The organism is Faecalicatena contorta (assembly GCF_001404335.1).
Taxonomy (GTDB): domain Bacteria; phylum Bacillota; class Clostridia; order Lachnospirales; family Lachnospiraceae; genus Faecalicatena; species Faecalicatena contortus_B.
In genome coordinates this window covers 1-20,969 of record NZ_CYZU01000038.1, presented here as the reverse complement: position 1 = coordinate 20,969, position 20,969 = coordinate 1, and the positions used below count along the sequence as shown (strand labels likewise).

22 protein-coding genes are annotated in these 20,969 nt (G+C 47.4%); 21 read left to right on the top strand and 1 reads right to left on the bottom strand.

Annotated features, from left to right (window positions below; all coding sequences use genetic code 11):
* Positions 1 to 5 precede the first annotated feature (5 nt).
* The 14 genes from ARB69_RS17205 (at position 6) to ARB69_RS17140 (ending at position 14,627) form a co-directional block, all read left to right on the top strand.
* Positions 6 to 1,310 carry an aminotransferase class I/II-fold pyridoxal phosphate-dependent enzyme gene (locus ARB69_RS17205; RefSeq protein ID WP_055154444.1) on the top strand — a complete coding sequence of 435 codons (1,305 nt, stop codon included), beginning with the start codon at positions 6 to 8 and terminating at the stop codon, positions 1,308 to 1,310.
* A 72-nt stretch (positions 1,311 to 1,382) separates the two neighbouring features.
* Entirely contained in the window at positions 1,383 to 2,600 is a 1,218-nt protein-coding gene (locus ARB69_RS17200; RefSeq protein ID WP_050642280.1) for an NAD(P)/FAD-dependent oxidoreductase, read from the top strand.
* Positions 2,593 to 4,206, top strand: coding sequence for an NAD(P)/FAD-dependent oxidoreductase (locus ARB69_RS17195; protein WP_050642281.1), 1,614 nt, complete (start codon positions 2,593 to 2,595; stop codon positions 4,204 to 4,206). The genes ARB69_RS17200 and ARB69_RS17195 overlap by 8 nt, the downstream gene beginning before the upstream one ends.
* Before the next feature lie 119 nt (positions 4,207 to 4,325).
* Positions 4,326 to 5,021, top strand: coding sequence for a RadC family protein (gene radC, locus ARB69_RS17190; protein ID WP_050642282.1), 696 nt, complete (start codon positions 4,326 to 4,328; stop codon positions 5,019 to 5,021).
* A 20-nt stretch (positions 5,022 to 5,041) separates the two neighbouring features.
* The gene (locus tag ARB69_RS17185) at positions 5,042 to 6,064 is read left to right on the top strand and encodes a rod shape-determining protein (protein ID WP_055154443.1); all 1,023 of its coding nucleotides are present in this window, start codon (positions 5,042 to 5,044) and stop codon (positions 6,062 to 6,064) included.
* Position 6,065: 1 nt separating this feature from the next.
* The gene (mreC, locus tag ARB69_RS17180) at positions 6,066 to 6,935 is read left to right on the top strand and encodes a rod shape-determining protein MreC (RefSeq protein ID WP_055154442.1); all 870 of its coding nucleotides are present in this window, start codon (positions 6,066 to 6,068) and stop codon (positions 6,933 to 6,935) included.
* A 52-nt stretch (positions 6,936 to 6,987) separates the two neighbouring features.
* Positions 6,988 to 7,521 (top strand): rod shape-determining protein MreD, encoded by a 534-nt coding sequence (mreD, locus tag ARB69_RS17175; protein WP_050642782.1) that lies wholly within the window; start codon positions 6,988 to 6,990, stop codon positions 7,519 to 7,521.
* Entirely contained in the window at positions 7,490 to 10,378 is a 2,889-nt protein-coding gene (locus tag ARB69_RS17170) for a penicillin-binding transpeptidase domain-containing protein (RefSeq protein ID WP_334291949.1), read from the top strand. Before mreD ends, ARB69_RS17170 begins: the two co-directional genes overlap by 32 nt.
* A 59-nt stretch (positions 10,379 to 10,437) precedes the next feature.
* Positions 10,438 to 11,085 (top strand): septum site-determining protein MinC, encoded by a 648-nt coding sequence (minC, locus tag ARB69_RS17165; protein WP_050642286.1) that lies wholly within the window; start codon positions 10,438 to 10,440, stop codon positions 11,083 to 11,085.
* A 21-nt stretch (positions 11,086 to 11,106) separates the two neighbouring features.
* On the top strand, positions 11,107 to 11,898 hold the full coding sequence (gene minD / locus ARB69_RS17160) for a septum site-determining protein MinD (protein ID WP_050642287.1): 792 nt from the start codon (positions 11,107 to 11,109) through the stop codon (positions 11,896 to 11,898).
* Positions 11,899 to 11,909: 11 nt separating this feature from the next.
* Positions 11,910 to 12,119 carry a cell division topological specificity factor MinE gene (locus ARB69_RS17155; RefSeq protein ID WP_025657450.1) on the top strand — a complete coding sequence of 70 codons (210 nt, stop codon included), beginning with the start codon at positions 11,910 to 11,912 and terminating at the stop codon, positions 12,117 to 12,119.
* Between the two features lie 11 nt (positions 12,120 to 12,130).
* The gene (locus ARB69_RS17150) at positions 12,131 to 13,246 is read left to right on the top strand and encodes an FtsW/RodA/SpoVE family cell cycle protein (RefSeq protein WP_025657451.1); all 1,116 of its coding nucleotides are present in this window, start codon (positions 12,131 to 12,133) and stop codon (positions 13,244 to 13,246) included.
* 15 nt (positions 13,247 to 13,261) lie between these two features.
* Positions 13,262 to 13,657 (top strand): methylglyoxal synthase, encoded by a 396-nt coding sequence (locus ARB69_RS17145; RefSeq protein WP_050642288.1) that lies wholly within the window; start codon positions 13,262 to 13,264, stop codon positions 13,655 to 13,657.
* Positions 13,641 to 14,627: a D-alanyl-D-alanine carboxypeptidase family protein gene (locus ARB69_RS17140; RefSeq protein ID WP_055154440.1), complete on the top strand. Its 987-nt coding sequence runs from the start codon at positions 13,641 to 13,643 to the stop codon at positions 14,625 to 14,627. Before ARB69_RS17145 ends, ARB69_RS17140 begins: the two co-directional genes overlap by 17 nt.
* A gap of 117 nt (positions 14,628 to 14,744) precedes the next feature.
* Here ARB69_RS17140 and ARB69_RS17135 read toward each other — a convergent pair whose 3' ends face one another.
* Positions 14,745 to 14,948 (bottom strand): DUF378 domain-containing protein, encoded by a 204-nt coding sequence (locus ARB69_RS17135; RefSeq protein ID WP_009004217.1) that lies wholly within the window; start codon positions 14,946 to 14,948, stop codon positions 14,745 to 14,747.
* 143 nt (positions 14,949 to 15,091) lie between these two features.
* Here ARB69_RS17135 and ARB69_RS17130 point away from each other — a divergent pair, with 143 nt between their 5' ends.
* From ARB69_RS17130 to ARB69_RS17100, 7 genes are all read left to right on the top strand, one after another.
* Positions 15,092 to 16,468 carry an HlyD family efflux transporter periplasmic adaptor subunit gene (locus tag ARB69_RS17130; protein ID WP_167702509.1) on the top strand — a complete coding sequence of 459 codons (1,377 nt, stop codon included), beginning with the start codon at positions 15,092 to 15,094 and terminating at the stop codon, positions 16,466 to 16,468.
* A gap of 29 nt (positions 16,469 to 16,497) precedes the next feature.
* Positions 16,498 to 17,196, top strand: coding sequence for a YggS family pyridoxal phosphate-dependent enzyme (locus tag ARB69_RS17125; protein ID WP_025657455.1), 699 nt, complete (start codon positions 16,498 to 16,500; stop codon positions 17,194 to 17,196).
* Positions 17,197 to 17,267: 71 nt separating this feature from the next.
* The gene (locus ARB69_RS17120) at positions 17,268 to 17,807 is read left to right on the top strand and encodes a cell division protein SepF (protein WP_050642290.1); all 540 of its coding nucleotides are present in this window, start codon (positions 17,268 to 17,270) and stop codon (positions 17,805 to 17,807) included.
* A gap of 7 nt (positions 17,808 to 17,814) precedes the next feature.
* On the top strand, positions 17,815 to 18,600 hold the full coding sequence (locus ARB69_RS17115) for a YlmH/Sll1252 family protein (RefSeq protein ID WP_050642291.1): 786 nt from the start codon (positions 17,815 to 17,817) through the stop codon (positions 18,598 to 18,600).
* Positions 18,601 to 18,651: 51 nt separating this feature from the next.
* Positions 18,652 to 19,170, top strand: coding sequence for a signal peptidase II (gene lspA, locus ARB69_RS17110; protein WP_050642292.1), 519 nt, complete (start codon positions 18,652 to 18,654; stop codon positions 19,168 to 19,170).
* Between the two features lie 7 nt (positions 19,171 to 19,177).
* Positions 19,178 to 20,089, top strand: a complete 912-nt coding sequence (locus ARB69_RS17105; RefSeq protein WP_050642784.1) for an RluA family pseudouridine synthase — start codon at positions 19,178 to 19,180, stop codon at positions 20,087 to 20,089.
* A gap of 166 nt (positions 20,090 to 20,255) precedes the next feature.
* The gene (locus ARB69_RS17100; protein WP_055154439.1) at positions 20,256 to 20,903 is read left to right on the top strand and encodes an AAA family ATPase; all 648 of its coding nucleotides are present in this window, start codon (positions 20,256 to 20,258) and stop codon (positions 20,901 to 20,903) included.
* The last annotated feature ends 66 nt before the right edge of the window (positions 20,904 to 20,969 follow it).

Here is a 20,969-nt window from a genome sequence, read left to right as displayed (position 1 = left end):
GCAGTATGAGCTTAGAAATGAATCAGATATATGAAGAATTAGGTATCCAAAAAGAAGTATACGAATTCGGGCGCAAGGCGGAAGAGGAGCTTGCCCCCCGGTTCCGTGAGTTTGAAAAGACTGCGGAATTCAATCAGCTGAAGGTACTGCATGCGATGCAGGAAAACCGTGTTAACGAAGGCTGTTTTCAGTTTGCAAGCGGATACGGTTACAACGACCAGGGCAGGGATACCCTGGAAGCGGTGTACGCCAGCGCCTTCCATACGGAAGCCGCTCTGGTACGTCCGCAGATTACCTGCGGGACCCACGCCCTTGCCCTTGCCCTTGCGGCAAACCTGCGTCCCGGGGACGAGCTGCTTTCTCCCGTGGGCAAACCTTATGACACCCTGGAAGAAGTAATCGGAATCCGTGAATCAAAAGGTTCCCTGGCAGAATACGGCATCACCTACCGCCAGGTGGAACTGCTGGAAAACGGATATTTTGACTATCCGGCAATCAAAGCGGCGCTGAACGAAAAGACAAAGCTGGTTACCATACAGCGCTCCAAAGGCTATCAGACACGTCCCAGCTATTCCGTTCATAAAATCGGAGAACTGATCGCCTTTATCAAAGGGATCAAACCGGATGTTATCTGTATGGTAGACAACTGTTACGGAGAATTTGTCGAAACCATCGAACCGAGCGATGTGGGCGCGGATATGATCGTAGGTTCCCTGATCAAAAATCCGGGCGGCGGTCTGGCTCCCATAGGCGGGTACATTGCCGGAAAGGAGGCGCTGATCGAAAACTGCGCGTACCGCCTGACATCCCCTGGACTTGGCAGGGAGGTCGGCGCATCTCTTGGCGTCATGCAGTCCTTTTACCAGGGATTCTTTCTGGCCCCTACCGTAGTGTGCAGTGCAGTAAAAGGTGCCGTATTCGCCGCATATCTGTATGAAAAGCTGGGATTTGGCGTGATACCTGACAGCAGGGAAAGCAGGCATGATATCATCCAGGCAGTGGAACTGGGAACTCCCGAAGGCGTAATTGCATTCTGCAAGGGCATCCAGGCCGCAGCTCCTGTCGACAGTTACGTAACACCGGAACCCTGGGCCATGCCGGGATATGACAGCGATGTAATCATGGCGGCCGGCGCGTTTGTCCAGGGCTCCTCTATCGAATTGAGTGCGGACGGTCCGATCAAACCGCCCTACGCGGTTTATTTCCAGGGCGGGCTGACATGGCCACATGCCAAACTTGGTATCCTGAAATCATTGCAGAGCATGGTGGACGCAGGAATTATCTCAGCCGAATCCCTGCTGCAATATTAGAGCGTGTCTGAAAATTCATTGCTGCAGGCAGCATTCAACCACAAGGCACAAAGAAGAAAAGGAGGCACATCCATGAATAAAGTTGCAGTAATCGGGGGCGGGGCATCCGGCCTGATGGCAGCCATTACCGCCGCGCGAAACGGCGCCGGGGTCTGTATTCTTGAACATAAGGACCGGGTGGGCAGAAAAATTCTGGCGACAGGAAACGGCAGGTGCAATTTTACGAACCTGCACCAGGAACCGATCTGCTACCACTCTGAAAATGTTCTCTTTCCCTGGAAGATCATTGAAAAATTCAATGCGCAGCAGACAATCGCATTTTTTCTGGAACTGGGCATCTATTCTAAAAACAGGAACGGATATCTCTACCCGCAGTCTGACCAGGCATCCGCGGTCCTGGAAGTGCTGCGCATGGAGGCGCGCCGCCTGGGGATAGAGATCCATACGGAGACAGAATGCAGAGAAATCATTCCGAATAAAAAAGGATTTCTGCTGCAGACAGATCACGGCAGTTTCCGTGTACAGAAGGTCATCCTGGCCGCCGGTTCCAAGGCTGCTCCATCCACGGGTTCCGATGGTTCCGGCTATGGCCTGGCAAAACAGCTGGGACACCGTCTGGTTCCGGTTCTTCCCTCCCTTGTGCAGTTGAAATGCAGAGAGAACTTCTATAAAAGCATCGCCGGTGTTCGTGTCGGAGGAAGCGTGTCTGTCTATACGGACGGTGAATGCCAGGCAAAGGATACTGGGGAGATCCAGCTTACCGGTTATGGCATATCGGGAATCCCGGTTTTTCAGGTCAGCCGCTGCGCCGCTATCGGTCTCTATGAAAAAAAGTCGGTAACCGCAGTATTGAATTTTATGCCTGATTTTACAGAAGAACAATTTCTGGCCTTTTTGAAAAAACGGATTGCCGCCCGTCCGCAAAAAACAGCAGAAGAATTCTTTGTCGGCCTGTTCCATAAAAAGCTCTCCGCACTGTGGCTGAAACTGGCACATCTTGACCCGTCCGCGGCGGTTGGAGACTGGACCGTGGAAGAGGTCCTTGCCCTTGCACGCCTGATACAGCATTTTTCTACGGAAATAACGGAGACCAACTCCTTTGAGCAGGCCCAGGTCTGCCGAGGAGGCGTCAATACGGAGGAAGTCACAGACAATCTGGAATCCCGTTTTGTCCCCGGCCTGTATTTTGCAGGGGAAATTCTGGATGTGGACGGTCTGTGCGGAGGCTACAATCTGCAGTGGGCATGGTCCAGCGGCTATGTAGCCGGAAAGGAGGCTGCCGGTGCTTAGAGTCAGCCAGATCAATCTACACCCGGGGCATACTCCGGAGGAATTAGAGAAAAAGCTTTTAAAAACCCTATCCGTTAAAAAGTCCGATCTGCTTGGATGGCGCATAGCAAAGCAGTCCATCGACGCCCGGAAAAAACCGGATGTGTTCTTTTCCTATACGGTGGATGCCGAGGTCAGGCATGAGAACCAGGTTCTGAAAAGAGCCGGAAAGCAGGTGCGGCAGATCCGTGTCAGCGCCTATCAGCCGCCCGCCCCGGGCAGCATTCCGCTAAGCCGCAGGCCGGTCATCGCAGGCAGCGGCCCGGCCGGAATGTTCTGCGCCTATCTGCTGGCTAAAAGCGGATACCGGCCGCTGCTTCTGGAACGGGGGGGCTGCGTGGAGGAGCGGATCAAAGATGTGGAAGATTTCTGGAACGGCGGCCGCCTGAATTTGTCCTCCAACGTCCAGTTCGGGGAAGGAGGAGCAGGCACTTTTTCAGACGGCAAGCTGAATACACTGGTCAAAGATTCCAAAGGAAGAAACCGCTTTGTCCTGGAGACATTTGCTGCACATGGTGCTCCTGAGCGTATCCTTTTTGAACAGAAGCCCCATATAGGCACCGACGTTCTGATCGATGTGGTCAAGAATATGCGTCAGAGCATACTGGAACTGGGCGGAGAAGTCCGGTTCCACAGCCAGGTGACCGATATCCTGCTGGATTTGGCCGCCCCCTCCGAAGAGCCCCGCATCAAACAGGTCGTTGTAAACAACAGGGAGGCGCTGGACACGGAGCTTCTGGTTCTTGCCGTGGGCCACAGTGCGCGGGATACTTTCCGGATGCTGTATGACAGACAAATCCCTATTCAGGCAAAGTCCTTTGCCGTAGGGGTGAGAATTGAACATCCCCAGTCGATGATCAGCCAGTGCCAGTATGGAAAGACAGACTGCCCGGAACTACCCGCCGCATCCTATAAACTGACGGCACAGCTTTCCAACGGAAGAGGAGCCTATACCTTCTGCATGTGTCCGGGGGGATACGTCGTCAATGCCTCCTCCGAGGAGGGCCGCCTGGCAGTCAATGGGATGAGCTACCACGCGAGAGACGGAGCCAATGCGAACAGCGCGGTCATTGTCACTGTAACACCAGAAGATTACGGGACGGATCACCCGCTTGCAGGCGTGGAATTCCAGCGAATGCTGGAGGAACGCGCATGGAAGGAAGGAAACGGGAAAGTTCCGGTTCAGCGCTTCGGTGACTTCTGCAGCGGCCGCCTCACAACAGAGCCCGGAACAATCCTGCCTCAGATCAAAGGTCCCTGGACCTTCTCCAACGTCAGGAATATTTTCCCGAACGTTCTGGCAGATTCCCTGGAAGAAGGCATCTATGCCATGGATCATAAAATCCATGGATTTGCAAGAGAAGATGCTATGCTTTCCGGTGTGGAAAGCCGAACCTCTTCTCCTGTCAGAATTATCAGAAACGAGGACTTCGAAAGCCCTGCTGCCTCCGGACTATATCCATGCGGAGAGGGCGCCGGGTATGCAGGGGGAATCACCTCTGCAGCGATGGATGGGATCAAGACAGCCGAAGCACTTATTCAGAAATATACACCAAAGTATACTTGAGTAAGTTTAAGCTCTTATCCGACTTCACAAAAAATTAAGAATAGCAGACCTATACATGATTTTTAATTTATGCTAAAATAAATCATTGTATTGAGCCATCCGCAGTCTGAAATAATTATATGAACCAAAACAATACAATGAAAGAGATGTTGGAAGAAGCGCGCCCTTATGAGAAATGCGCCAAATATGGAGCGAGTAATTTGACGGACATTGAATTACTGGCTGTTTTACTGCGTACAGGGACACGGGGAGAGAATTCCCTGCAGCTTGCGGAGAAGCTTCTGCATCCCGATTTTGCCCAGGAGGGCATCCTGAGCATTCATCAGTGGACAAAGGAACAGCTTCTTTTAGTCCGTGGAGTCGGCAAGGTTAAGGCAGTACAGATCCTATGCCTGTCCGAGCTTTCCAAAAGGCTCTCCAAGGCAGCTGCGGAGATTGGGCTGAACTTTACAAGCCCGGCCTCAGTCGCCCGTTATTATATGGAAGACATGCGTCACAAAAGGCAGGAGACCATGAAGCTTCTGCTTCTGAACACAAAAACCCGCTTAATCGGGGAGACTGATATATCAAAGGGGACGGTCAATTCGGCCGTAATCTCGCCCCGCGAGCTGTTTGTAGAAGCGCTGCAGAAAAATGCGGTTTCTATCGTACTGCTGCACAACCATCCCAGCGGAGACCCGACACCGAGCAAGGATGACATCCTTGTTACAAGAAGGATAAAGGATGCCGGTATATTGATTGGGATCGAGCTGCTGGATCATCTGGTGATCGGCAATAATTGTTATATCAGTATGCGGGAAAAGGGACTTATATAAGGATAGGGGAAGGTTATACAATGGCCAGAAATGTATATGGACTCGATTTGGGAACATATGAGATAAAAGTATATGATAAGAAAAAAGAGGAGATCTGGAAAGCCAAGAATGTTATCGCCATGCAGGACAAAAAGTATATTTTTTCCGTAGGCGACGAAGCATATAAGATGTATGAAAAAGCGCCGGATAATATCAAGGTGGTATTCCCCATGCACAACGGGGTGATTGCACATTTTGATGACATGCAGTATCTGCTCCAGAATCTGTTAAAAATGGACCGGCAGTTTTCCCGCGGCGCCGAATACGTAATCGCGGTTCCTACGGACGTGACTGAGGTAGAGAAGAGGGCTTTCTACGACCTCGTATTCCATTCAACTGCAAAAGCCAAATCCGTCCGGATTGTAGAGCGGGGGATTGCCGATGCTCTGGGCATGGATATAGACATCTGGAATGAAAAGGGCATCTTTATCGTCAATATCGGAGGGGAGACAACGGAATTATCTGTGATTGCCTCCGGCGGTATGGTTTTGAACCGTTTGATCCAGATCGGCGGCATCCATTTTGACAATGCCATCACTCATCTCGTCCGGCATAACCGTGACTTTCTGATCGGCCGCCTGACAGCCGAAACGTTGAGACGGGAATTCGGGGTATTTGACCAGGCGGCAGATGCTTCGCTGACTGTTGCCGGAAGAAATCTTATTACGGGTGTTCCGGAGCAGAAAAGCATTCCTATCGGACTCGTCAGGGCGGCCATGAAAGAGCCGCTGTCTGACTGCGTCCGCGCCATCAAATCCATGATAGACAGAACACCCCCGGATGTACGAAGGGGGATTGACCAGAACGGAATCTGCCTGACCGGCGGCCTGGCCAATCTGAAAGGGCTGTCTACATATCTGGAGGAAAGCACCGGCCTTGGAGTGCGGACGGTACAAAATCCTGAGCTCTGTGCAGTAAGCGGGCTCAAGAAGATTGTACTGAACAAAGATTACAGTAAGTTAACATATTCCATGTTAGATGAAGATTATAGGTGGCTGAGATAATATGAAAAAGAAAAATCAAACCTCGTCGACAAATAAATACTGGCTGGCAGGGCTTTCTCTGTTCTGCATCCTGTTGATGGTGCTTTCCGTATTTTCCGACAAAGCGGAGGGGCCGTTCAAAGGGATTGCCAGCGTAACAGTCATTCCCATGCAGAAAGGCATCAATCAGATCGGCACCTGGCTGGGCGACATATGCGACAATTTCGACACGCTGCAGCAGGTGAGGAAGGAAAACGAAAAACTGCAGGCAAAGGTAGATGAACTGATCACCGAGAATAACAACCTGCAGGAGGAAAAGTATGAACTGGAACGGCTGCAGGCGCTGTATAAACTGGATCAGAACTATACCGAATATGAGAAAACAGGCGCCCATGTCATCGCAAAAGATTCCGGCAACTGGTTCAGTACCTTTACGATTGACAAAGGAAGCAATGACGGGATTAAGGTAGATATGAACGTACTGGCTGGAAGCGGCCTGGTCGGAATTGTCATCAAAACAGGCCCCACATGGTCCACGGTCCGTTCCATCATCGATGACTCCAGCAACGTAAGCGGCATGTCACTTTCCACATTCGACAAGTGTATGGTAAGAGGGGATCTTTCTCTGATCAATGACGGGAAAATCCGTTTTGAACAGATGGAAAACAATGAAAATAAAGTGCAGGTGGGAGACCAGATCGTCACCTCTCATATCAGTCCTAAATATCTTCAGGGAATCCTGATTGGTTATATCAGTGAGATCACCGTAGATTCCAATAACCTGACCCGCTCCGGATATATTACACCCGTCGTGGACTTTAAGAACCTCCAGGAGGTGCTCGTAATTACAACAACAAAGGCGGATCTCACAGGCAAGGACGCAGAAGAATAATGAAAAGCAAATGGAAGTATGCAATATCCGGCAGGAAAGGGGAATACGGCAGATGAAAAAGATGAAGGCAAAAAGAGCAGGCGTAACGGCGGTTATACTGATTGTATGCTATCTGCTGCAGTGCACGCTGTTCCCGCACCTGGCTCTCGCTTCAATCAAACCAAACCTTATGATTATTCTAACAGCTTCTTTTGGTTTCATGAGAGGTTCAAAGGACGGGATGCTGGTCGGCTTCTTTTCCGGCCTGCTTATGGATATCCAGTTTGGCGGAATCATCGGATTTTATGCCCTGATCTATCTGCTGCTGGGATTTGTCAACGGCCTGTTTCAGCAGGTATATTACGACGAAGACGTCAAACTGCCGCTATTACTGATTGCAGCAAGCGAGTTCCTATACGGACTTGTCATTTACCTGTTGATGTTCATGCTGCGCAGTGAATTTAATTTTATATACTATTTCAGTCATAATATCATTCCGGAGCTCATATATACTATTGTGATTGCTCTCGGATTATACCCATTGATTTTATATTTTAACCATAAACTGGAAGCAGATGAAAAAAGGAGTGCAAGTAAATTTGTTTGAGCGTATAAAAGATGCAATTTATCGGATCGTAAAGTCACGGCTGTTTGTTTTAATCCTTGCATTCTGTATCTTATTTGCGGTACTGATCAACCGCGTATTTTATCTTCAGATTGTAAAAGGACAGTATTATCTGGACAACTATAAGCTGCAGATCCGAAAGACCCGGGAGGTGCCGGGCACACGAGGCAATATCTATGACAGAAACGGCAACCCCCTGGCCTATAACGAGCTGGCGTATTCCGTGACAATAGAAGATAATATCACCGCCGACACCCGGAAAGAAAAGAACCGGATCCTGAATGAGATCCTGGATAAGATCATAAACATCGTGGAGTCCAATGGGGATTCCGTAATCAGCGACTTTGGAGTGGTTCTGGATTCTGCGGGAAATTATGAGTTTACACAGACAAACGAGACGCTTAAGCTGCGTTTTATCGCGGACGTCTATGGGCTCAAAACAATTGACGAGCTGAAGGACAAGCAGCGCAATGCATCCGCAGAGGATATCATCAATTATCTGTGTACGGATGAAACTTATGGTTACGGCCTGGATGTCAAATCACTGGACAAGACGTATATCCTGAAAATGGTGAATCTCCGATACGCAATCGGCCTGAACAGCTTTCAGAAATATATTCCGACTACACTGGCCACCGATGTAAGTGATGAGACCGTGGCCTCTATTATGGAGAATCTGGACCAGTTGGAAGGGGTGGATATCGCGGAAGATTCCATGCGCCGTTACACGAACAGCAAGTATTTTGCTTCCATCATCGGCTATACCGGCAAGATATCACAGGAAGAATATAACTCCCTGGATAAGGATCAGAAAAAGAAATATTCCCAGACCGACATTATCGGCAAATCCGGGCTTGAACAGACCATGGATGAGGTGCTCCAGGGCACAAAGGGACAGACGCAGTATTACGTGGACAGTGTCGGCAAGGTAACTGAGACGGTCAGCAGTAAAGACCCGGAAGCCGGCAATGACGTCTATCTGACGATTGACAAAGACCTGCAGGAGCAGACGTATCAGCTGATCGAAGAAAAACTGGCCGGAATTGTGCTGTCCAAGCTCAGTGACCAGATGAATTATGACCCGAGTCAGACGAGCGATTCGTCACATATCATCATTCCTGTGGATGATGCCTACAATGCATTTATCGCAAATGAGATTATCGATGAGACACATTTTGGGGCAGAAGATGCCAAAACAGTAGAAAAACAGGTATATGGAATCTTTTCGGACAGAAAAACTGCGGCGATCCAGGAGATCATCGGAGAGCTGAATAACAGCGGCGCCGCTGCCTATAAGGATCTTTCGGCTGAAATGAAAGCTTATATGGATTATGTCTCTATTGACGTCCTGCAGGAGGCCGCAGGGGTTTTGATGCAGGATTCCATTGATACCGGTGATGAGATATATAAACAGTGGACAACGGATGAGACGATCAGCCTGAACCAGTATCTGAATTATGCAATTTCCAAGAACTGGATTGATACATCAAAGCTGTCTGATTATGTCTCAGCAGAGAAATATTCCGATTCCGCAGAAATTTATCAGGGAATTTTAACATTTTTACAAGATTATTTGGTTTCAGATGTTAATTTCGACAAACTTCTCTACAAATATCTTATAAAATCAGGTAGTATCACTGGCGGTCAGGTCTGCGCCATGGTATATGAGCAGGGTGTCCTGCCCATGGATGAGGGAACATATAACGGTCTGATTGACGGCAGCGTAAATTCTTACGCATGGCTGCGCCAAAAGATCCAGAGTCTGGAGATTACGCCCGGGCAGCTTGCACTGGAACCTTGTACAGGCTCTGCCGTTGTCAGCGACCCGAATACTGGAGAAGTGCTGGCGTGTGTATCCTATCCGGGATACGATAATAACCGTCTGGCCAACACCATGGACTCCAAGTATTATAATCAGCTTGTAACCGGGCTTTCCCGTCCGTTTTACAATAATGCAACACAGGAACGCACTGCACCGGGTTCCACCTACAAGATGCTTTCTTCTGTAGCAGCGCTTACGGAAGGCGTCATAGATGGCGGTTCGTATATTAACTGCTCCGGCGAATTTGACAAGGTCACGCCAAGCCCGAGGTGCTGGGTCTATCCCGGGGCCCATGGTATGCTTGATGTTGTCGGAGCCCTTAAGGTTTCCTGCAATGACTTTTACTATGAAGTCGGATATGACCTGGGACTTGATAAAGATGGTAATTACGACAGCGATAAAGGCGTCAAAGCGCTCGCAAAGTATGCGGAAGAATTCGGGCTAGGTGAAAAATCGGGCATCGAAATACCGGAATCAGAACCGCAGATATCGGATGAATACTCCGTGCTGTCCGCAATCGGACAGGGCACTAACAACTATACGGTCAGCCAGCTGAACAGATATGTGTCAACTGTAGCAAATAAGGGGACTGTATATAAGCTGACCCTGTTGGATAAGACAACGGATGTCAACGGTAAGATCATCAAGCAGTATGAACCTGTCGTCACGAACGAGATTAAAGATGTAAGCAGTACCACATGGGATCTGGTTCATCAGGGAATGATCGCCATGATCGGTTATACATCCAGTTTTTCGGGATTGGAGATTTCCATGGCGGGTAAGACAGGTACTGCGCAGCAGAGCGAGATCCATCCGGATCATGGTTTGTTTGTTGGATTTGCACCTGCGGAATCTCCGGAGATTGCAATTTCAGTGCGTATCGCAAACGGTTACAGCTCATCCTACGCTGCCGAGATCGGCAGGGATATTGTCAGGGCGAACTTTAAGCTTGCCGACAAAGAAGAATTGATCACTGGTTCTGCCGCACAGCTTGGTTCAGCTATTGCAGGCGACTAAGTACTACATTGCGCAGGTTCCGGTGCTTATAGTACCAGAAAAGGATGTGAAGAAGATACATGGACAAGCTGGTAACAATTAAGAGCAACAGATATGGGATTGAGGTTCATCTGAATCCGGAAGTGCCATTTGACGTTTTACTGGAAAGCGTGGCCTCTAAATTCAAAGACTCGGCGAAGTTCTTTGAGGGGGCCAAGATGGCGGTTACATTTCTGGACAGGAAGCTCTCAGACCAGGAAGAACAGGCGGTCCTTCATACGATCGCCGAGATAACGGGGATTGACATTGTCTGCATTATAGACAGGGACGAGACCAATGAATTGACATACAAAAGCATTGTAGAGAATACGCTCACCAATATGCAGAAACGGGAAGGGCAGTTCTACAGAGGTACTTTAAGCAAAAGACAGGTGCTGGAATCCGATTCGAGCATCATCATTCTTGGTGATGTTGAGCTGGGTGCTAAAGTAATTGCCAAAGGAAACGTTGTCATTGTTGGTTCTCTGTCTGGTTCAGTCCATGCAGGAGCTGCGGGCAGCAGAGATGCGTTCATCGTAGCTCTGGCCATGCAGCCGAAACAACTTCGAATTGGCGATATTGAAGCAAAGCGTCAGGTCATCTATCAGGAAAGCCTCAGCATCCGGGGGCCCAAGATAGCGGTGGTTGACGGACGCAGGATTTACGTGGATCCACTTGTGGACGAATAGAAGTTGTAGGAGGAAGAAAACATGGGAGAAGTAATTGTCATCACATCAGGAAAAGGCGGGGTCGGAAAGACGACAACGACAGCAAATATTGGAATTGGTTTATCGCAGCTTGGTAAAAAAGTCATCGTGATCGACACGGATCTGGGCCTGAGAAACCTGGATGTCGTTATGGGACTGGAGAACCGGATTGTATATAATCTGGTGGATGTCATCGAAGGCAGCTGCAGGCTGAAACAGGCTTTAATTAGGGATAAACGTTTTCCGGAGCTGTACCTTCTGCCGTCTGCCCAGACCAAGGACAAGACAGCCGTATCTCCTGAGCAGATGCGCAAATTAATCGCTGACATAAAAGACGAATTTGATTACATACTTCTGGACTGCCCGGCAGGGATTGAGCAGGGATTTGAGAATGCTGTGGCAGGGGCCGGCAGGGCGATTGTGGTCACAACTCCGGAAGTATCTGCCATACGGGACGCGGACCGGATCATCGGCCTGCTGGAAGCACATGGCATCAAGAAAAACGACCTGATTATCAACCGTCTCCGTGTGGATATGGTAAAGCGCGGAGATATGATGTCCGTGGATGATGTAACCGAGATACTGGCCATCAATCTGCTGGGTGTGATTCCGGACGACGAACATGTTGTCATCGCAACCAATCAGGGCGAGCCAATCGTAGGAGCCGACTGTATGTCCGGACATGCCTATCATAATGTATGCAGGCGCATCCTGGGGGAAGAACTTCCAATTGAAGATTTCAACAAACCGGAAGGTATTTTTGCAAGATTTTCCAGCCTATTTAAAAAGAATTAGGAGGGAATATTATGAGTGTACCATCTGTTCACGTTGCAAAAGAAAGATTGAAAACCCTGCTTATGGCAGACAGAATGCAGTGTACACCCGAAACAGCGGAAAAATTTTCTTCAGATATGTATCATACAGTTTCCAAGTATCTGGAAGTAAAACCGGAAGATTTTCACATGAAGATAACCCATTCAGATATACATATTAAGATTACAGGAGAGAACTATTGAAATTTAATTTTCTGAATATTAAGCAAAGGTATAACTTAAAAGATTATAAATTCAGCCTTGTCGCACTTGTGACCACAATCTCTATTATCGGGATCTTTGTGGTGGGAAGTGCACAGGCATCTGTGCAGGGAAAACAGATTGCCGGTGTTGTGATGGGTACGATTGCCATGATCGTTATTTCGCTGATAGATTACGAATGGGTCCTGAATATGTACTGGCTTTTATACGGCGTGAATATCGTTCTGCTTCTGGCGGTGCTGTTTTTCGGTGAGAATATCAATGGAGCTACCAGATGGCTGAATCTCGGATTTGTCCAGTTTCAGCCGTCTGACCTGACTAAGATCATAACGATTCTGTTCTTTGCGAAGTTTCTGATGGAGCGGGAACAGGCGATTAATAATAAAAAGACGATTATCCAGGCGGCCGCGCTCATCCTGCCTTCCCTGATCCTCATATACAAGCAGCCAAACCTTTCAAACACGATCTGTCTGGCAACCGTATTTTGTATTATGTTATATATGGGAGGCTTAAGCTACAAGTTTATCGGTACTGTCCTGGCAATTACCATACCGACTGCTGCGCTGTTTCTGACCATTGTCGTACAGCCTAACCAGCCCTTTTTGAAAGATTACCAACAGGCGAGGATCCTGGCCTGGCTGGAGCCCGAAAAATACGCTACAGATGAAGCTTATCAGCAGATTAACTCTGTGATGGCCATCGGTTCAGGACAGTTGTCGGGTAAGGGCTATAACAGCAATACCACGACCTCTGTAAAGAACGGAAATTTCATTTCCGAACCCCAAACGGATTTTATTTTCGCAATTATTGGAGAAGAATTAGGATTTGTGGGTTGTTGTGTGGTCATAATTTTGTTATTATTAATTGTAATAACGTGTATTTTGATAGGAGTAAAAGCAAAAGACACAGGAGGGCGGCTTATCTGCGGAGGCGTCGCCACACTGATAGGAGTGCAGAGTTTTATCAATATCAGTGTGGCTACTCAGATATTCCCGAATACAGGAATTTCCCTGCCTTTTGTGAGTTACGGAATGACTTCTGTCGTATGTTTTTATATGGGGATCGGCTTTGTGCTGAATGTCGGTCTGCAGCCCAATAAATATCAGTAGAGGAGATTACAGGACATGAACATAGGATTAGTAGCACACGATGCAAAAAAGAAATTAATGCAGAACTTCTGCATAGCATACAGGGGGATTTTGAGCAAGCATCATCTGTTTGCTACAGAGACAACAGGGGCTCTTGTGGAAAGCGTCACAAACCTGAATATCCATAAATATCTTGCGGGCCATTTAGGCGGGAAGCAGCAGATTGGAGCCCAGATCGAACACAATGAAATGGATCTGCTTATCTTTTTCCGGGATCCGCTGACACCGCGCTCCCATGAGCCGGATGTGAACGATATTGTAAGACTATGTGATATGTACAATATACCTATTGCAACGAATATAGCAACCGCGGAGGCTTTGATTTTGGCATTAGACAGAGGAGACCTGGACTGGCGTGAGATGTATAAGTAAAAAAGCTGTTCTTGCTCTGTGCCTGTTTCTGTCCGTGCTCATCACAGGATGCAGCAAGGAAGTACTAAAAACAGAAGTATACGAACAGGAACAGTATAACCGTTCACTATACAGAGGAACCCTGTCAGCGGCCGGTCTGTGTGTAACAGACACCGATGTTGCCCTGGAGGGTTACAGTGCGGACCCGAGCCTGCATGCTGCGGGTCTTTTTGATATAAAAGATAAGAAGGTACTTTATGCCAGTAAGATTCATGAAAGACTTTTTCCGGCCAGTACAACAAAGATTATGACAGCCTATGTGACGCTGAAATACGGGAATCTGGAGGATACGGTAACCGTTGGCCCCAATGCAACTCAGTTTGCCGAGGACGAGCAGACATGCGGCCTTCAGACCGGAGATACGGTTTCACTTTACGATCTGCTCTGCGGGCTTTTACTCTATTCCGGCAATGACTGTGCGGTGGCGATCGCGGAACATGTGGCCGGCAGTGTGGAAGCATTTGCAGATATGATGAATGCGGAGGCCGCTTCCCTGAGAGCAACCAATACTCATTTCGTCAATCCCCATGGCCTGCAGGACGATAATCATTACACTACGGCATACGATTTATACCTGATCTTCAATGCCTGTATAAAGGATCAGCGTTTCATGGATATCATATCGAAGGAATCCTATACTGGAACACTTACCTCATCGGACGGAAGCGTACGCAGTGAGGTGTGGGAGGCTACCAATTTTTATTCCCAGGATCTGATTCCCGATCCGGAAGGCGTCCAGGTTATCGGAGGTAAAACAGGGACTACCGACGAAGCCGGCTCCTGTGTCATCTTATACAGCAAGGATTCGCAATCCGATCCCTATATATCCATTATAATGGGGGCGGGGACAAAAGATCTCTTGTACGGCCAGATGAGCGCGATGCTGTCTGCAGGCGAAAGACCGGCTGCAGCCGCAGAGGCAGTCGATTAGGCATAGATAACTATCTCAGACTAAAAGCAAAGAACCCGATGGACGGACGCACCTAAAACGGCATGCCCTTCCACCGGGTTCCCTGTTGTTTCGCTCCTTTGAAGCGACCTTTTTCATCTACTCTGACATGTTTTTGATTCTGCCGAACAAGCTGATGAGGTAAAGACCACACAGGCCGACAATCGTATAAATTATTCTGGAAAGCCAGCTTAAATTTCCAAAGAGAAAGGCTACTAAATCAAATCGAAAAATGCCAACCAGAAGCCAGTTGACCGCCCCGATAATCACAAGTGTCAGAGCAGTGTTATCAAACCACTTCATATTATTTCCTCCTTTTCAATATCAATGCTCTTATTATTGCCACAAAAACTGGAAATATACATTTAAAAATGTTATACTGGTAAAGTTATCATAATAATAGTATCATTTTGAAATTTGATTTACGGTACAGGAGGAAGATTAGTTTGGCATCACGGAAGGACAATTCCATCAGTATTAATAAGTATAAAAGAAAACGCGAGATGAATATCGGCATCTTTATTTTTGCAATTGTATTTATCTATCTTATCGTAACGATTGTCATGTATGCTGCTGCAAAGAAGATCTCTGTTTATGAGGTAAGAGAAGGCAGTATTCTGACGGACAATTCCTACACAGGGCTCATCCTCCGTGAGGAAACAGTGGTTCATGCAGAGAATTCAGGGTATATCAATTATTTTCAGAACGAGAACAGCAAGATCAAGGCCGGAGCGAATGTCTATGCGGTTACCTCGCAAAAGTTATCCTATCCGGAGGAGACGAGCACGGAGACTTCTCTGAGCACAGAAGAGCAGAATACACTGATCGTAAAAACGCAGAGCTTTAACGAGAATTTTAATCCGCAGAAGTTCTCCTCTGTTTATTCCCTGAAAAACGAAATCGACAACACCCTGCAGAATGCTTCTAATCAAACCAAGACAGCGCAGATGGATGCTGTACTGTCCCATAACGGTGCGGGCGCAGATGTATATCAGACACCGCGGGACGGAATTATGGTTCTTGATTTTGACGGCTGTGAGTCCTTAACCGCAGATTCATTCAAAAAAGCGGACTTTGACAGGAGCAGCTATAAAAAGGTGAGCCTGGAAGATAATATGCAGGTCAAGAAGGGGGAGCCAGCTTACAAACTTGTCACAAGTGAAAAGTGGTCTGTGATCATAGAATTGGACAAGGATATGGCGGGCAAACTGGCTGATACGACCTACATAAAAACCAGAATAGATAAGGACAGCGAATCGATCTGGGCAGACTTTTCCATCCTGAAAAAAGACGGAGAGTACTATGGACGGCTGGATTACGATAACTCCATGATCCGTTATGCCGGAGACAGATTTTTAAATATAGAGCTCATCCTTGAGGATGAGAGCGGACTGAAGATTCCGAAAAGCAGTGTTGTGGAGAAAGAGTTCTTTGTGGTGCCCGCAGAGTATATCACTACGGGCGGCAACAGCTCCGCTTCGGGAGTCATGGTTCAAAAGCGAGGCGGCAATGCAGTGTTCCAGGCCGCTGACATTTACAAATCTACGGAGGATGGCAGTGTATATCTCAGCACTTGCATGTTGAAGAAGGGCACCGTCCTTGTAAAGCCCGAATCCGCGGAGACATTAGTCTTGTCAGAGACACAGCCCCAAAAGGGTGTATTTAATATTAACAAAGGCTATGCTGTTTTCCGGCAGGTTACGATCCTCGCAGAAAGCGATGAATATTATATTGTCAAGGAAGGGGATTCCTACGGACTTTATAATTACGACCATATCGTCCAGGATGGAGATTCCGTGGATGAGGACGAGGTCGTCTATTAACTATATTATATAAGCAAGGAGTGTTATTTATGTTGAAAGAGCAGTTGCAAGAAGTAGAAGAGAAGATACAGGCAGCCTGTGACCGCGCAGGGAGGCAGCGCAGTGAAGTGACTTTGATCGCGGTCAGCAAGACCAAACCCATTGCAGTACTTCAGGAGGCATATGATATAGGCGTCAGAGTATTCGGAGAAAATAAAGTCCAAGAGCTTACGGAAAAGTATGAAGCCCTTCCGGATGACATTCACTGGCATATGATCGGCCATCTTCAGACCAATAAGGTAAAATACATCGTAGATAAGGCAGAACTGATCCATTCTGTGGATTCTGTAAAGCTCGCTCAGGTTATTGAGAAAGAGGCAGAAAAGAAAAACTGCATCGCCAGTATCCTGATCGAAGTCAATGTAGCAGGCGAAGAAAGCAAGTTTGGGCTTAAAGTTGATGAAGTAATTCCATTTATAGAAAAAATTGCCTCATTTAAGCATATTCGTGTATGCGGACTCATGACAATCGCTCCATTTGTTGAAAATCCAGAGGATAATCGCCCGATTTTCGAGAATTTACATAAATTATCTGTTGACATTAAGAACAAAAACATTGATAATGTTAATGTGAGCATACTTTCAATGGGGATGACCAATGATTACGAGGTCGCAATAGAAGAGGGCGCGACCATGGTTCGTGTAGGAACCGGAATCTTTGGTGCCAGAGATTATGCCGTTAAGGCATGAGGATCTGGAACAGAAAGTATATTTTCAAAAAAAATTTATGCATTAAGAGGGCATAAGATAGGAGTGTAAACATGGGTGTGTTTGACAAATTTTTGGACATCATGAAATTGAATGATGATGAATACGATGACGACGATTTCTATGATGACGAATTTGAAGATGATGACTTTGACGAAAAACCACGCCGTTCTCTTTTTAATAAGAAAAGCAAAGAGGAATACGACGATTTTGATATCCAGGAGGATAAAAGATATGCTCCTGCAAACAGCAGCAACAGCAAAGTAACCCCGATGCGTCAGCCGGCTTCCAGACGCAATGCCAACATGGAGGTCTGCGTGGTAAAGCCTACATCAGTAGACGATTCCCGCGAGATTACCGAGACACTGCTGGCAGGGCGTACTGTAATCCTGAACCTGGAGGGCATGGATCTGGAGATTGCGCAGAGGATCATCGATTTCATCTCCGGAGCGACTTTCGCAATCAGCGGAAACCTGCAGAAGATTTCCAACTATATATTCCTTGTAACACCGACGAATGTTGATATTTCAGGTGATCTTCAGGATCTGCTCGGCGGCTCTATGGAGACAGCTAATGTAAGAGGAAGATATTAATTCTGGCATGGAAAAAGAAGAACAGCTTTTGGAAAAACGGCTGATTGAGCTGTCAAGGACGGCGTATCACCGTGACATCATTACATATTCGGATTTTTTGAATTTGAATGAACTGAATATTTTGCATTCTTTGCCGAAGGACAGGCTGTATACTCGCTATGTAACTTTCGGCGGATATGACACAGCAGAGCGTCAGATGGCAGCATTCCTACCTGATGCTCTTTATTTGCGTGGCAGCAATGACACAGTAGACATGGAAGCCCTGGGATTTCCTATTTCTGTTCTTTGTATTGAGCCGCTGCATGAGAAATATGCGGAAGAACTAACGCATAGAGATTATCTGGGCGCCGTGCTGAATCTGGGAATAGAGCGCTCCAGACTGGGCGATATTTTGATTGAAGGTAATAAGGCCATTCTGTTTGTGGAAACCGGCCTGAGCGTTTATCTGCAGGAGCAGCTGACCCGGGTCCGCCGCACAAGCGTTATGCTCCGGGAAGAAAGCGTGCAGGACTTCCAATTTACGCCCCGCTTTGAGGAAATCAAAGGTACTGTGGCCTCCGTCCGGCTGGACAGCCTATTGTCCCTGGCCTTCTCCTCCTCACGGACACGCCTGAGCGGCCTGATTGAGGGCGGTAAAGTATTTGTCAATGGAAAGCTTATGACGACAAACGGGTTCCATGTGAAGGAGGACGATATTATTTCCGTGAGGGGCATGGGAAAATTCCAGTATAAAGGCATCTTGTCCCGCACAAAAAAGAATAGAATTTTCGTAATCATCCATAAATATATATAGCGCCGGATTGCTGTGCGCCATACATGACTTTAATTAAGAAAAGGAAAAACCATGAAAGATAAGAATACAAAATCTATACAAAGCTATCTGCTGGCCGTCCTCGGCTGTATTGTCCTGACCGTGCTGGATCAGCTTACAAAATGGCTTGCCGTCATACATTTAAAAGATCAGGAGCCATTCGTGCTATGGAAAGGCGTGTTTAAGCTGGAATATCTGGAAAACCGGGGCGCAGCATTCGGAATTATGCAGGACAGGCAGATTCTTTTTGCTGTAGGAGCAGTCGTGATCGTATGCCTGATCGGCTTTATTTACGGAAGGATGCCGCATACGTCCCGCTATTACCTGCTGCGCATCTGCGCGGTAATGATCTGCGCCGGGGCTATCGGTAACATGATTGACAGGCTGCGGCTGAATTATGTGGTGGATTTTTTCTACTTCGAACTGATTAATTTTCCCATCTTTAATGTAGCGGACTGCTATGTAGTGGTTGCGTGTATCCTCTTTGCTTTTGCCATTCTTTTTTACTATAAAGAGGACGAGCTGAGCTGCTTTTCGCTGAAGAAAGGATAAAATGCCTATGGAGGAATTATATTTTACTGCCGGATCAGCCGGTGTCCGGATTGACAAATTTCTTGCCGAAGCCATTCCGGATCTCTCCAGATCCCATATTCAGAAGCTGATCACGGCAGAGCTGGTGACCGTCGGTGATAAGGCTGTCAAGGCCAATTATAAAACTGCAGTAAATGATGAGATAAAAGTACAGATCCCAGAACCGGAAATACCCGATATTCAGCCGGAAAATATTCCTCTGGACATTCTATATGAAGACAGCGAGATTCTGATTGTGAATAAGCCCAAGGGAATGGTTGTACATCCCGCCCCGGGTCATTACAGCGGCACGCTGGTCAATGCGGTCATGTATCACTGCAGAGATAATCTTTCAGGCATTAACGGTATTGCAAGGCCGGGAATTGTCCACCGGATTGATATGGACACGACAGGATCCCTGCTTATCTGTAAGAATGACGCTGCACACCAGTCACTGGCCGAACAGTTGAAGGAACACCACATTACCCGGAAATACCATGCCATTGTGTACGGCAATCTGAAGGAGGATGACGGAACTGTAAATGCACCGATCGGCAGGCACCCCACAGACAGGAAAAAGATGAGCACAAGGGCCCCTCACAGCCGCAGTGCGGTGACACACTATAAGGTGCTGGATCGTTTCGGAGATTACACCTACATCGAATGTGAACTAGAAACCGGACGTACACATCAGATCCGGGTGCATATGGCCAGTATCGGGCATCCAATCGTGGGAGATGCCGTCTACGGCCCTGCCAAATGCCCGTTTAAACTGCAGGGGCAGACACTGCATGCAAAGGTTCTCGGCATCATACATCCGGTGACGGAAGAGTATATGGAATTTGATGCGCCGCTTCCGGAATATTTTCTCCAATTATTGAATAAGTTAAGACACCGGTAATGGAACAGTTCAGACCGTCCGAATTATTACTCGGTAATTATGAAAATTGCACAATAAATTCAATTCATGTTGTAAAAAACAGCGTCATCTTGTATAATAATTGTATAAAAGTTATTCCACGAAAGGACAACATATGCTGGTTTGACGTAAAAGGAGAGTGACTGATATGAAAACTAACACAATCATTACAATTGGCAGACAGTACGGCAGCGGAGGGCGAGAGATTGGCTACAAGGTAGCGGAACATCTTGGAATTAAGCTTTACGACAAAGAGATGCTGGCAAGGGCCGCCAAAGAAAGCGGGATCTGCGAAGAGATCTTTGAATCCCATGACGAGAAACCAACGAACAGCTTTCTGTACTCATTGGTGATGGATACCTATTCCATGGGATATTCCGGCAGCACCTATTCCGATATGCCGATCAACCATAAAGTGTTCCTGGCTCAGTTTGACGCAATCAAAAAGATTGCGAACGAGGGGCCGTGTATCCTGGTCGGCCGATGCGCAGACTATGCATTAGAATCCTACGAGAATGTAGTCAGTGTATTTATCCATGCAGATCTGGATGCCCGTGTCCGCAGAATCGCACGGATTCACGATATGACAGATGCCAAGGCAAAAGACATAATAATTAAGACAGACAAAAAACGTGCCAGCTACTACAATTATTATACGAATAAAAAGTGGTCAGATGCCGAAAGCTACGAATTATGCCTGAACAGCGGGGAACTCGGCGTGGAAGGGACAGCACAGGCAATTGAACAGTACGTAGCCTTAAAAGAAGGCATGACATCTGCAAAGAAAAAGCTATAGAGAAGTATTCACATATCAGATAAGAGCCGGAAACGCCGGACAGCAGTTTAGATAACGCTGTCCGGC